Below are 13,580 nucleotides of genomic sequence, written 5' to 3'. Positions count from 1 at the left end.
GGAGGTCCCGGATGAAGGATAGAAAACATACCGATATGGTTACCCGAAGTATGCGTGAAGGGATCCTCCTTGTTTTCATTGTGTTTGCTGTTATTTTATATGTATTGTATACATATGGTTATCTGGCTCCATTTGCAGGCTGGCGTCATCTGATTCAATCCGGGCTGGCTCTGTTGTTACTTCTGATCGGGATTGGGGCGGTATTTGGATTTTATCAGAGTTATAGGGTGAAAAGGCGGCTAGAATTGTTAACGGAAACCTTGTTGCAATGGGAAAAAGGATCACTCTCCCGTACGGTACCCGATCTCGGTCAGGATGATGTCGGCCGGCTTAGTGAACAACTGGGTCGCATCGGCAAAAAGTGGGAAGATCAGGTGTCTTCCCTCCAGCGGTTGTCCACGAACAATGCACAGCTGGCCGAACAGGCCAGAATTACAGCCATTGTAGAGGAGAGACAACGGCTTGCAAGGGAATTGCATGATGCGGTATCACAGCAGCTATTTGCGATCTCAATGACAGCAACGGCAGTAGGCCGGAAGATGGAGAAGGATTTTGAACGGGCACAGCGGCAGGTTGCTTTAATTGAAGAAATGGCTTCCGTGGCTCAGTCCGAGATGAGGGCTTTGTTGTTGCATCTGCGGCCCGTCTATCTGGAGGGAAAACAACTGGAGCAGGGATTGCGTGATCTGGTGATGGAACTCAAAACCAAAGTACCGATGGAGATCGTGCTGGAGATGGACGAGGATATTCATCTGGTCAAAGGAATCGAGAACCATTTATTCCGGATCGTGCAAGAAGCGATGTCGAATACGTTGCGTCATGCAAAAGCGGAGAAAATGGAGATCAGATTGCAACGCCGAATGGATGCGGTTCGTGTACTGATTCGAGACGACGGGCAGGGCTTCGATCTGGATGAACAGAAGCAGGCCTCCTATGGTTTGGCGAATATGCGTGAACGGGTTACGGAGATTGGGGGAGCTATCCAATTTGTGACGGCACCTGGCAAAGGAACACGGATTGAGATTACCATCCCTCTGATGAACGATGAAAGCGAGGTAGAACATGTCAATGGAACCGGAAGTCGAAACGGAGACGGAAACGTCGATCAGAGTGTTGCTCGTGGATGATCATGAGATGGTGCGTATAGGCCTTGCCGCGGTTCTTGATACGGAAGACGGCATTGAAGTGATCGGTGAAGCCGGAAGTGGAGAGGAAGGCATCAGGCTTGCACAGGAGTATAAGCCGGACGTTGTGCTGATGGACCTTGTCATGGAAGGTATGGATGGCATTGAAGCGACACGTCAGGTGCTCAAAATGAACCCGGAATGCAAAGTCATTGTGCTGACCAGTTATCTGGACGATGAGAAAATGTATCCGGTCATTGAAGCAGGAGCATTCAGCTATCTGCTGAAAACGTCCAGAGCCAATGAGGTAGCTGATGCGATTCGTGCTGCTGCCCGCGGGCAATCTGTTCTGGAGTCACAGGTAGCATCCAAGATGATGAATCGGTTCAGACAACCACAAGCGGCGGCACCTTTACATGAAGAACTGACCGATCGGGAGATGGATGTTCTGCGTTTGCTGGCCCAGGGCAAGTCCAATCAGGATATTGCGGACGAATTGATCATCGGTATTAAGACGGTTAAGTTCCATGTAACCAACCTGCTGGCGAAGCTGGATGTGGATGACCGGACACAGGCCGCGATTTATGCCTATAAGAATGGATTAGCCGAGTAAGTTGATACGATAGCCAGGTAGCCGCAAGGTATGTGTCTGGAATGGAAATAAACAAAATTTTGAAAAATTTTAGATGAAAGAATCAAGGTTGAATATAACGGAAAGCTCGTTCTGCCCTAACGTGGTGGATGAGCTTTTTTTGTATGCACACATAGAGAGAGTCTCGTAAAAGGGTATAGGTCAAGCCGGAAGAGGGCATGCTGTTGATAGATTCATAGATTGGCGGAGCGAATGGGGGAATTCACTTGATAAAACGTTGGATGAATACAGGGGTCATTGCCATAGCCATTATAATTTTAATCGGAGTTACACAGGTATATGCAGCGAATGTAGAAGTAGAAACGAAAGGTTCTGGTACCGAAGTGGCAGAACTGGAGCAATTGTTACATACAGCAGATGCAGTTATCAAACATGCAGATCAATGGGTGATCAAATGGCAAGTCGCAGGCCACGGAGATGCTCGTATGCAAGCTATGAAGCTGGCAGCAGATCTGGGACTTGAAGCTCCCGTTCAGGATGTTCAAACCGGACATGAGGTCTATCGAAGCCAGGGAAAAGTTGGCGTTTCAGAATCCCCAATAGGGTTGTTGCTTAATGTGGCGAGTACAGAACAGGATGAATATTATGTGATCGTGCAGCTGGCAGGAAGAGCAAAACTGGATCGTCAGGCATTGCTTGCATTACATGGTCAGGTGGCAGAGGCAATGACTGAACACGACTTGAACGAAGCAAGCTGGAATATGTCCGTACAGGGCAAGTTAAGTGAGATGAATGAAGGGAATGACAAGCCAGCCACAATAGAGGTATCCAATATGGCTCAGGCTGGTGCGGAGAGAAAGGCCAGTGAACAGTTAGCGGCGCTGGAAGCCAAGCTCTCTGATGAACTGGAAATGATAGCAGTTGAGCGTTATGAGGATGGAGCTACAGCCAGTGTTTCCTATCAGGAGAAAGAGTTACCTTTGGAGATTATGAGCGGCTCGCACCTATTAAATATGCAGCTTGCGGTACATCAAGTCAGTGGACAGAATAATGCACGTGTTACTGTCGGTTTTCCGGTGATCACGATTGAATATTAATTGATGGAGGTAATGATATTGTAGCTGATTCCCGGCAGGGGATATGCTAAAATATCATCACATCCAAGTTGGGACTTGCTGGTAATTGTTATTTGGTTTGTTGAGATCGACTGAACTGAACACTATTACATAGCTCGGGAAGCGGATAAGAAGGTCTTCCCGGAGGAAAGAGGAGCCTATGGACAATAAACAGATGCAAAATGAAGTACAGACACCAGGTGCAGTGTTTTTCATTTTTGGAGCAACGGGAGATTTGGCCCGCCGGAAGTTGTTTCCGGCCATCTACAGTTTATACCGTGAAGGCAAGCTTGCTGATGACTTTGCGGTTATTGGCGTAGCCAGACGTCCGAGGTCACAGGAACAGTTCCGGGACGATCTTCTTGAATCTATCCAAGAGTTCTGCCGTTATCGGGCAGGGGATTCGCAGGAGTGGAACGCTTTTGCCGAGCATTTTGAATACAAATCACTGGACATCAACAACGTGGACGGGTTCCGGGAACTGCGGGAGCAGACCGAACAGCTGGAATCCAAATTCAAAACACCGGGAAATCGGCTGTTCTATCTGGCACTGGCGCCTGAGTTGTTTGGCAGTGTGTCGTACAGTTTGAGAGATGGCGGCATGCTGGAGGGCAGTGGATGGAATCGTCTGGTGATTGAGAAGCCGTTCGGATATGATCTGCCATCGGCCGAGAAGCTGAATGAACAGATTCGCGAGGTGTTTAAGGAAGAGGAAATCTATCGGATTGATCACTACCTGGGCAAGGAAATGGTGCAAAATATCGAAGTGATTCGCTTCGGGAACGCCTTCTTCGAACCGCTCTGGAACAATAAACACATCGCCAATGTTCAGATTACACTAGGTGAGACAGTTGGTGTAGAGGAGCGTGGAGGATATTATGACCACTCCGGTGCACTCCGTGATATGGGTCAGAATCATATGTTGCAGATGCTGACGATGATTGCGATGGAACCGCCAAGCCGTCTGTTCCCGGAGGATATCCGGGATGAAAAGGTGAAGGTGCTTCGTTCGTTGCGTGAGTTTACGTCGGATGAAGATGTGCGTAACAACGTGGTACGTGCCCAGTATACGGAAGGGGAGTCCCGAGGCAAACCGCTTCCGGGCTACCGTCAGGAAGACAAGGTTGATCCGGAGTCCAATACGGAGACGTATTTTGCAGCACGCGTATTCGTTGATAACTTTCGCTGGGCTGGTGTGCCGTTTTACATTCGGACAGGCAAACGTCTGCCGGTGAAAACTACGGAAATTGTGGTTGAGTTCAAATCGATGCCGAACAACGTATACCTCGGTAAAAAATATAAGCTGGAGCCGAATCTGCTCGTGATTCGGGTAAATCCGATGGAAGGCATTTATATTAAAATTAATGCCAAAAAGCCGGGCTCGGATTCCGAGATTCAGCCCCTGGCGATGGACTTTTGTCAGAGCTGCATGATCGGAATCAACTCGCCCGAAGCTTATGAGCGCCTGCTGCATGATGCAGCAGAAGGCGATTCCACGTACTTCACCCGCTGGGATGAGGTGGCGACCGCATGGTCTTTTGTCGACCGAATCGCGGCTGCTTGGGGCCGTAATCAGGGTGAATTGCACACATATCCCGCAGGAACGTGGGGCCCGGAGGAGACAGCGAAGCTGCTGGAGCAGGATGGTTTCCACTGGTGGCCGGTGAATGGGCAGGATGAGGATAGCGTCATTTGGCATGTGAATGGTTAAGCTCATGAGGGAATCGACCATAAAGGAATTTAAAGGTTATTAAGGGATAACACGAATGTTCAGGTGGTTTCCCATCGGAATGCTCTGTGTAACTCCCTTTAGTTCAACTATCTGTGTTAAAAGAGGGCTTTGGAAGATCTCATGAGAGATGCGGTCTTTCAGGCTTTTTTCTGTTGATAGTGAATCGAAGTCACGGACATAGAAGTAGATCCAAAGAGGTTCCACCAAAAGGAAATAAATAATTTAAATTAAGTTGTTGACAAAAAGTAAGTGAATAACTTATACTCAACACATGAGTTAAAGAGTTAAGCAAAAGACCTGCTGTGTTCGGTCAAAAAAATGATATATAAATCCGACGCAGAGGAACATTCATGAGCTAAAAGGTAAACCAGTTGAAGGGGTTTGCGGGCAGACAGTATCATGAAAAAATTTTCGCATAATATCTTTAATCTAAGAATACTATTTTGTATATATCGAATGGAGGAAAAGAAATTGATGTTGGATGTAGGGTTGTTGTTGATTCGTTTGGTGATTGGTTTGTCGTTCATGGCGCACGGGGCACAGAAGCTGTTTGGATGGTTCGGGGGTTACGGCATCAAAGGTACAGGCGGTTGGTTTGAATCGATGGGCATGAAACCTGGTGCACTCGTTGCTTTGCTGGCAGGACTTGCTGAATTTGGCGGCGGATTGCTGCTCGCGCTGGGTCTGCTGACACCAGTAGGTGGAATCCTGATCGCACTGACCATGGTGATTGCCATCGTTAAAGTACATGGTGCTAACGGTTACTGGTCTACACAGAACGGATTCGAGTATAACCTCGCTATCCTTGTGGTGGGCGTAGCTCTGGCTCTGACAGGCGGCGGGCAATATGCGCTGGATGCACTGATTTTCTAAAATCGAATGATCTGTAAGACATGAGAGGAACCCGGATGCCAGTTACATGGCGGAAGGGTTCTTTTTTTTGCGAAGAAAAGTGTTGAATTGGTGGAACGTAATCGGTTATTTTCGGCACAGATTATGGTACAATAGGAGAGTTGAATTGAGAACGACGGAAAAAGCATGAATGGAAGCACCGATCTGAAAGGATGAACTCCATTGTAAATGTGTAAAATGAATTTATCGTGTACCTCTGATGATGAGGATGACATGCGAGTTTATAATCAACCGGCTTAGCCGGGTGGCATAAAGTTTTAGAGTTTACAACTACGTTTGAAAGTTTACCGAGTGAATCTATGGACGACCGGCACTGGCCGGATTAACGTGAATGAACGGATGAAAGGGATAGACGCTATGAGCAAAGCTGCAAATAACATTCTTCAAAAGGAAGTGGACAAACGTCGCACGTTTGCCATTATCTCTCACCCCGATGCGGGTAAAACAACTTTGACCGAGAAGCTACTGTTGTTCGGGGGCGCGATTCGCCTTGCGGGAACAGTTAAAGCCCGGAAAGCAAGCAAACACGCGACAAGTGACTGGATGGAAATCGAGAAACAGCGGGGGATCTCGGTTACGTCCTCTGTCATGCAGTTCGATTATCTGGATCATCGGGTTAACATTTTGGATACTCCAGGTCACCAAGACTTCAGTGAAGACACGTATCGTACACTGACAGCTGCCGACAGCGCGGTGATGTTGATTGACGTGGCAAAAGGTGTCGAGGCACAGACGATCAAATTGTTCCAGGTATGTGCGAAGCGTGGCATTCCGATCTTTACGTTTATCAACAAACTGGACCGTGAGGGACAAAGTCCGTTTGACCTGATGGAAGAACTGGAAAACGTATTGGGTATTCGCTCCGTCCCTATGAACTGGCCGATTGGTACAGGCCGTGATCTGTGCGGTGTGTACGACCGGATGAAAAATCAGGTGGAGCTGTTCCAAGGCGACGATCATTCGACGATCAAAGTGCAAAAAGTCGATGGATACAAAGATCCGATTATCCGCGAGATGGCGGGTGAGTACCTGCATGATCAGCTATGTCAGGAGCTTGAGCTTCTGGATGTAGCAGGTGACCCATTTGATATGGAAAAGGTACAGAAGGGTGAACTGACTCCGATTTTCTTCGGTAGTGCCATCAACAATTTTGGTGTGCAGACGTTCCTTGAAAATTTCCTGGAGCTGGCTCCGAAGCCAGAACCGCGCCGCAGTACCGCTGGCGAAATTGAACCAACGAATGAGAAGTTCACGGGTTATGTATTCAAAATTCAGGCGAACATGAACCCTGCACACCGCGACCGGATCGCGTTCTTGCGTATTGTGTCCGGTAAGTTCGAGCGCGGCATGAGCGTGAAGCATAATCGTGTAGGCAAAGAAATTAAGCTGTCCCAACCGCAGCAATTCCTGGCACAGGATAGGGATATCGTCGAAGAGGCTTATGCTGGCGACATCATCGGTCTGTTCGATCCGGGAATTTTCCGGATTGGTGATTCGCTGAGTCAGGGCAGTGAAGTCGTATTTGATGAGTTGCCAACGTTTTCGCCAGAGATTTTTGCAAAGGTAACGGTTAAAAATGCCTTGAAACACAAACAGTATCAAAAAGGGATCGATCAGCTTACGGAGGAAGGTACCATTCAGGTATTTAACACGGTGAGCTTTGATGAGACCATTCTGGGCGTAGTCGGTCAGCTCCAGTTCGAGGTATTCGAATACCGGATGAAGGGTGAATATGGGGTAGATGTGCAGTTGCAACGGATGCAGTATCAGTTTGCCCGCTGGATCGTGGACGAGAACTTAGACCCGAGCAAATTCCGGATTAACTCTGCCCTGGTAAAAGATAAAAAGGGCAATTACGTTGTACTTTTCGAAAATGAATATGCGATGAGAACGGCGATCGATAAAAATCCGACAGCGAAGTTCCTTGAAACTGCGCCTTAATGTTATCTTGATATAATGAAATCCCTCCGCCGGGTGGTGGAGGGATTTTTTGCTTCACCTTACCTATAGGCAGAATTTATCCTGCCGGGTTAGGGGAGCTTTTTTTTGCAGACAGAACAAACGGTTTGATGGTTCCCTTCACCCGTCAGTGCTTCAATTATCGAAGCGGTTGTACGGGAATGGTGTGCAGATGCTCCTGCGCGATCTGAATCAGTTCCTCCTGCTTGGCAGGCTCTGTGTTCTTCCAGATCATCTCGAAAATGGCGCCAAGTCCAGGCAACGCTGCTTCGGGTCCGTCTACTGAACCTTCGATCATCTCCCGGAGCTGGTCATCACTTTTGTCATGAACCTTATGAACAATCGCTTCACGCAGGCTTAATGTAATGGGCATCGCAATTCCCTCCTCGGTTTATTCGGCTGCTGTATTACTGTTCCCTGTGGAGGGTGAGCGCATTCAAGTTTTTCCGTCTTTGTGGTATACTACGAAGGATTATTTACGTTGGCATCGTACCAGAACTGGTGCGTCTTGCCGTAATGCAGCGGGAGGTTAAATACCCTGATGGCGAAGAAACAATATGCTGTAATCGGTATGGGACGATTCGGATCAAGTATAGCGAATGCACTGAGCGGCATGGGATTTGACGTGCTGGCGATTGATGCGAACGAGCAGCGGACGCAGGAGATGTCCAATGTGGTAACCCATGCAGTATCGGCAGACTCAACGGATGAAGAAGCCCTGCGAGCGCTGGGGATACGTAATTTTGACGTTGTTGTTGTAGCGATTGGTGAAGATATACAGGCGAGTATTTTGACTACTTTGATATTGAAGGATATGGGTGTACCCGTGCTGATTGTAAAGGCTCAAAATGAGTTACATGGCAAGGTGTTGCAGAAGATTGGTGCGGACAAAGTCATTTACCCGGAACGGGATATGGGTCTGCGTGTAGCGCATCACTTAACATCACCCAACATTCTGGACTATATTGAATTATCCGAGGATTACAGCATTTTGGAGATCAGAGCATCCGAGCAGATGATTGGCAAAAACCTGCTGGAGCTGAACATTCGGGCACGTTTCGGCTGTAACGTTATGGCCATTAAAAGCGGAGGTTCAATGAACATCTCCCCTTATGCCGAGGATCGGATTGCAGATGGAGATGTGCTGGTTATTGTGGGGCACAAGGATCATCTGACGAAGCTTGAGCTGGCCTATCCGAAGTGATTAAGGAATAATAATGAGCCCGAAAATGGGAAGGATGGAACGATGGATATTGTATCACCGCAAAATACACGTGTAAAAGAGTGGGCACAGTTGCTGGAGAAAAAGCATCGAACCCGTCAACATAAATATATAATCGAAGGCATTCATCTCGTACAGGAAGCGCTACGTGCCGGAGCTGATCTGGAGTGTATCGTGTACGACGGTGAGCAGGGAGTGCCTGTAGAGCTGGCAGGACTAGAGAATCCACTGAAGCGAGTCGAGTGGGTCAGTGTGTCTCCTGCCGTGATCGCCAAATGTACGGATACGATGACCCCTCAGCCGGTATTTGCAATCGTGCGAAAAAGCAAAGAGCCGCTACAAAGTCTGATTGCAGAGCCGCAAGGTTTGGTGGTTGTGCTGGACAATGTGCAAGATCCCGGAAATGTGGGCACGATCATTCGCAGTGCGGATGCTGCCGGAGCCGCAGGTGTTGTTCTTGGCACTGGTTGTGCAGATGTGTATAACCCGAAAACGATTCGTTCAACGATGGGCTCTTTGTTCCATTTGCCGATTGTGGAGGGAGAATTGCAGACGTTGCTTCCTGAGGCAAAAGCTGCAGGTGTGAGGCTGGTTAGCACCTCTTTGCAGGCAGAGCATTCGTGTTACAGTTATGATTTTACCCAGCCGGTGTGGCTTGTCATTGGCAATGAAGGCAAGGGCATCTCAGATACCACGGCACAGCTCGTAGATGACGCAATTACGATTCCGATGCAAGGACAAGCGGAGTCGCTTAACGCCGCGATGGCAGCAACGATATTGTTGTTTGAAGCGATGCGGCAGCGGATGGGTTGAAATAGTACCTACCCTTATTATCCACCCCTATTACCTCCACCAATTGAATGGAGACTGGAAAAAGTGAGGGTTTTCCCTCAGCAGATTTCAGTCTTTTTGGTGATGATGTGAAACATTGAATGACCTATTCCACCTTCAATATGAAGTGTCTGGAATAGGTTTTATTTTTATTCAGGATTGAATTCACCAAATTAAATCGAACGATATCATAGACCTAAACCAATATATAGTATCAGCAGAAAGGGGATGGGAAATGAGTGAAGAGAATGAGTACATAACATTGGTGAAACTGACCTTGGCTGGAGACCATGAAGCTTATGGAGAGTTATATGAGAAGACGGTAACGGATGTGTATCGTACGGTTCGTTTTCTAGTGCATGATGCGGCGGATGCTGAGGATCTGGTGCAGGAGATTTATATTCAGGCTTATCGATCCCTGGCACGATATGATACTGGACGTGCTTTTCGGCCATGGTTAATGGGGGTTAGCATGCGACAGGTCAAGAGTTATCGACGCAGGAAAATGATGCAGTTTCGCTTCAAGCAACGGATTGAACAGATGGATACCGATACGGGCATGGAAGTTGATTTCTCGTCCCAACTAATCCATAGATTGGCCAATCGTCCCTTACTGGCGCAAGTACAGCGTCTGCCTTACAAGTTGCAACAGGTGGTTACATTACACTATTTGAACGAGTATACCCAGGAAGAAGTCGCTGACATTTTAGATATCCCGCTGGGGACGGTCAAATCTCGAATCCATGCGGCACTTACCAAGCTGAGACAGCAGCAACAACTGCACTCCGAATTTGCGAGAAAGGTGGACAATGCCAATGAAATTGGATGAACAGTTACGGTCGGCATATCAGGAGGAAACGAAAGATTGGATTATCTCGGCTCGTGTCAAACATAACGTACTCCATGACGTTCGAAAAAAATCGTCTCTCCTAACTCGCGGCAGAAAATGGTGGGTTACTGCATTGCTCGCGGCCGTACTTATTATCCCTACAGGAGCTTACGCAGGGTATACCTATCTGGCTGACAGTATATACAGCTCGCCACATAACATCACTGCCTTAGGAGGCACTGTAGCGGATTATGAGCGATTGGAAGCAAAGCTGCAACAGGCACAGGCTTATTTTACGGAAAGTGAATTCGTATTATATATGGGACTGCTCAAACAATTTGCACAGATGGCATTGACCCATGCTGATGCCCAGGGGAAAATGAATCCGGATAGCTGGAGTAAGGAGGAGCAGGAAAAATACAAGCAGATCACGGCAAAGTTGCAACCCTTTTTCAATAAAATGGAAGGGTTAGAGAATAATTCGTCAACAGCTATACCTGTTTCACCGAGACTTATGGACGAGGATGAATTTTGGGCGGAACAGTTTACCAAGGCAGAAAAGTTATTTACGAAGGAAGAATATGCCGATTTTAGATCTGTATATGAACAGATGAAGACGTACAAGACGACAGTGGAAGACACGGACGGAAGCTATCACATGGATCGGTTATCCAATGAACAGCGGGCTGAACTGGATCAATTAACAGAACGTATGAGTGTGTATTTGGAAAAGATCGGGCTGCATGTGCGCTGATTATGCTAGCTATTCTTTTTCCGTCCGTCCCATCTCATGGCTACCTCTCATCCTCAACCGATATTGGTGTGGTGTGGTGCCGGTGGTTTTACGAAATACTTTGCAAAAATAAGAGGGGCTAGACATGCCGACACGGTGGCCGATCTCAGGAATGGATAAAGATGTACGACCAAGCAGTATGCAGGCTTGACGAATACGGGTGGCCTGAGCATATGCAATAATGCTGGTGCCGGTCGCCTTTTTAAACACATGGGACAGGTGATAGGCAGAGAGATGCAACTCACTCGCAATGTGTTCTAAACGAAAAGGTTCCCCATAGTGTTGCTTAATCCACTGCATGGTTGCTTGGGCGTGGGGATCAATGATTTCTGAATGACCTGTTGGTTGGTTTGACAAATACTGATCCGGGAGACGGGCTGTTCTGTTCCAGATGTGACGTAGTTGCGTCAGTACATCCAGTACAAAAAGACAAGCATCTTCAGCAAGCTCATGAGGTAATAACTCAGGGTATTGTTCTCCGAAATGTTCCATTCGCTGAATGAGTAGTGAATTGGGTAAGAGAAAGATAGGTTGAATAGAATGCTGCTCGTTGAGAAGGTGCTCGGTAAAATGATGCGTGGTTATGAAGTGTGGCCAATAGGCGTGTAGTAACTCTAACTCCACCATAAGCACCGTGCGTACAAATGGGTGTGCTTCAGATACCTGAATTTGCACATGGTGCATCTGAAAGGGGCGGAAAATCATAAGTGTACCCGGTTCAAGTGGAAATACCTTTCCCTCGGTAATCAACTGCCCGTAACCGTCATGAATATATGTTAATTCCAGTTGTGAATGAGCATGAAAAACCTCACGAAAGGTTGCACGGGATGTACGGCGACATACCAGGCTGAATTGCCTATCACTTATATGTGGCATAGAAACCATATGACCTCCCTTACCATCGCAAGATAGTTATATTTTATCACAGAATACATGCATAAAAGCGCTCTATTCTGAGGTATTGTGAAGAAACTAAGGGAGGGATAGAGTGATGATTAATGTAGCTATTATTGGTGCGGGTGCGATTAGTAATGCGCATATCTCTGCGTATATGAAGTTCCCGGAGCGGTGCCGGATTGTGGTAGTAGTCGATGTGTATATGGAAAAAGCGCAAAAACGAATTGAAGAATACGGACTACACGATGCTGTGGCAGTAGCGGATTATCATGAACTACTTCAAAACGATATTGATCTTGTATCGATCTGTACACCTCCATATACTCATGCTTCCATCGCGTGTGATTTCATGAAGGCCGGCAAGCATGTATTAGTTGAAAAACCGATGGCTTCTTCATTAGAGGAAGCGGACCAGATGCTGAAAGCAGCGCAGGATAGCGGCACACTGCTGTCGGTTGTTGCCCAGAATCGTTTTACCACTCCCATGATGAAGCTTAAAAGCGTCCTGGATAGCCGGCATATGGGGCCGATTCTCCATGTTCAAGTGGACTCCTACTGGTGGCGGGGACATTCCTATTATGATCTGTGGTGGCGCGGGACATGGGAAAAAGAAGGCGGCGGCTGTACGCTTAATCATGCGGTACATCATATAGATGCCATGCTCTGGATGATGGGGGCGCCCATCGAAGTGCAGGCGATGATGGCCAATACGGCGCATGATAATGCCGAGGTGGAGGACATATCTATGGCGATGCTACGCTTCAGCCAGGGAGCAGTGGGTATGATTACAAGTTCCGTGGTACATCACGGAGAGGAGCAGCAGTTGATTTTTCAAGGAAAAGAAGCCCGCGTGTCCGTTCCCTGGAAAGTGGTCGCATCCACTTCGCAAAGTCATGGATTCCCCGAACCTAATCCGGATCTTGAACGTAAGCTTCAGCAGCAGTATGATGCATTGCCGGAAGTTATTCATTCAGGCCACGCCGGACAGGTCGAGAATGTGTTGGATGCTATAGAGTATGGGACATCGCTAGTTGTTGATGGGGAGAGCGGACGGAATACACTGGAGCTAATTGTTGGGATTTATAAGTCTGCAAGTACGGGGGAGAAGGTGGTTTTTCCAATACCATCGGACGATACATTTTATTCCAGAGAGAGTATGATGCGGCATGTGGTTCACTTTTACGAGAAGAAGTCGTCTGTTGAAAATTTTGAGGATATAGGTATTACGCTTGGACGCCGATTGGATGAAGAGTAAACACAGATAAGATAACGTTCGATAAGTAGTACCTCAATAAGCAACAAAAAAATAAAAATGAGAAAGATGGCACTTTATCTATGATAAAGTGTGTTTTTTTAATAAAAATTAAAATAAGATGGTGAACATTAACATAGAGTTTTGGCAATGATGAACTGAATCCCGATCAACAGGGCAGATGAAGTGGAAGAAAAATGTGGAGTGGGAAAAAAAGAATTCTATAGCATGAAAATATTGTTAGTTTGTAATTTATATGATACCCTTTTCAAGAGATTAGAACCAAAGTATTAGGTCTTTGGAATTAAAACAGAGGAGGAGA

Annotated in this window: 13 protein-coding genes; 11 read left to right on the top strand and 2 right to left on the bottom strand. The window is 47.1% G+C overall.

Going from position 1 to position 13,580, the window contains the following annotated elements; translation table 11 throughout:
- Positions 1-11 precede the first annotated feature (11 nt).
- The 6 genes from ACT89M_RS23530 (at position 12) to ACT89M_RS23505 (ending at position 7,416) form a co-directional block, all read left to right on the top strand.
- Positions 12-1,127, top strand: coding sequence for a sensor histidine kinase (locus ACT89M_RS23530; RefSeq protein ID WP_090919694.1), 1,116 nt, complete (start codon positions 12-14; stop codon positions 1,125-1,127).
- Positions 1,069-1,737, top strand: a complete 669-nt coding sequence (locus tag ACT89M_RS23525; protein WP_090919691.1) for a response regulator transcription factor — start codon at positions 1,069-1,071, stop codon at positions 1,735-1,737. Before ACT89M_RS23530 ends, ACT89M_RS23525 begins: the two co-directional genes overlap by 59 nt.
- A 245-nt stretch (positions 1,738-1,982) precedes the next feature.
- Positions 1,983-2,813: a YwmB family TATA-box binding protein gene (locus tag ACT89M_RS23520; protein WP_487344851.1), complete on the top strand. Its 831-nt coding sequence runs from the start codon at positions 1,983-1,985 to the stop codon at positions 2,811-2,813.
- Positions 2,814-2,991: 178 nt separating this feature from the next.
- Positions 2,992-4,542: a glucose-6-phosphate dehydrogenase gene (gene zwf, locus ACT89M_RS23515; protein ID WP_154891094.1), complete on the top strand. Its 1,551-nt coding sequence runs from the start codon at positions 2,992-2,994 to the stop codon at positions 4,540-4,542.
- Between the two features lie 495 nt (positions 4,543-5,037).
- On the top strand, positions 5,038-5,436 hold the full coding sequence (locus tag ACT89M_RS23510; RefSeq protein WP_053783291.1) for a DoxX family protein: 399 nt from the start codon (positions 5,038-5,040) through the stop codon (positions 5,434-5,436).
- Positions 5,437-5,832: 396 nt separating this feature from the next.
- Entirely contained in the window at positions 5,833-7,416 is a 1,584-nt protein-coding gene (locus ACT89M_RS23505) for a peptide chain release factor 3 (RefSeq protein ID WP_090919682.1), read from the top strand.
- Positions 7,417-7,573: 157 nt separating this feature from the next.
- Here the strand turns inward: ACT89M_RS23505 and sspI are convergent, their stop codons facing one another.
- The gene (gene sspI / locus ACT89M_RS23500) at positions 7,574-7,807 is read right to left on the bottom strand and encodes a small acid-soluble spore protein SspI (RefSeq protein WP_036673259.1); all 234 of its coding nucleotides are present in this window, start codon (positions 7,805-7,807) and stop codon (positions 7,574-7,576) included.
- A 168-nt stretch (positions 7,808-7,975) separates the two neighbouring features.
- On the opposite strand from sspI, the gene ACT89M_RS23495 reads away from it, so the two are divergent.
- From ACT89M_RS23495 to ACT89M_RS23480, 4 genes are all read left to right on the top strand, one after another.
- Positions 7,976-8,638: a potassium channel family protein gene (locus ACT89M_RS23495; protein WP_090919680.1), complete on the top strand. Its 663-nt coding sequence runs from the start codon at positions 7,976-7,978 to the stop codon at positions 8,636-8,638.
- A gap of 42 nt (positions 8,639-8,680) precedes the next feature.
- A complete protein-coding gene (locus ACT89M_RS23490) occupies positions 8,681-9,469 on the top strand; it encodes a TrmH family RNA methyltransferase (RefSeq protein WP_154891092.1) in 789 nt (262 codons plus the stop codon).
- Positions 9,470-9,722: 253 nt separating this feature from the next.
- The gene (locus tag ACT89M_RS23485; protein WP_253491451.1) at positions 9,723-10,316 is read left to right on the top strand and encodes a sigma-70 family RNA polymerase sigma factor; all 594 of its coding nucleotides are present in this window, start codon (positions 9,723-9,725) and stop codon (positions 10,314-10,316) included.
- The gene (locus ACT89M_RS23480; protein ID WP_154891091.1) at positions 10,303-11,070 is read left to right on the top strand and encodes a DUF3600 domain-containing protein; all 768 of its coding nucleotides are present in this window, start codon (positions 10,303-10,305) and stop codon (positions 11,068-11,070) included. The genes ACT89M_RS23485 and ACT89M_RS23480 overlap by 14 nt, the downstream gene beginning before the upstream one ends.
- Before the next feature lie 9 nt (positions 11,071-11,079).
- Here ACT89M_RS23480 and ACT89M_RS23475 read toward each other — a convergent pair whose 3' ends face one another.
- Positions 11,080-11,985, bottom strand: a complete 906-nt coding sequence (locus ACT89M_RS23475) for a helix-turn-helix domain-containing protein (protein ID WP_487344850.1) — start codon at positions 11,983-11,985, stop codon at positions 11,080-11,082.
- 115 nt (positions 11,986-12,100) lie between these two features.
- Between ACT89M_RS23475 and ACT89M_RS23470 the strand changes: the two genes are divergently transcribed.
- Positions 12,101-13,261 carry a Gfo/Idh/MocA family oxidoreductase gene (locus ACT89M_RS23470; RefSeq protein WP_154891089.1) on the top strand — a complete coding sequence of 387 codons (1,161 nt, stop codon included), beginning with the start codon at positions 12,101-12,103 and terminating at the stop codon, positions 13,259-13,261.
- Positions 13,262-13,580: the final 319 nt, after the last annotated feature.

It is taken from the genome of Paenibacillus sp. NN59 (assembly GCF_057597225.1).
The sequence above is the reverse complement of the archived record's forward strand: the minus strand, read 5'-3'. Positions and strand labels throughout refer to the sequence as shown.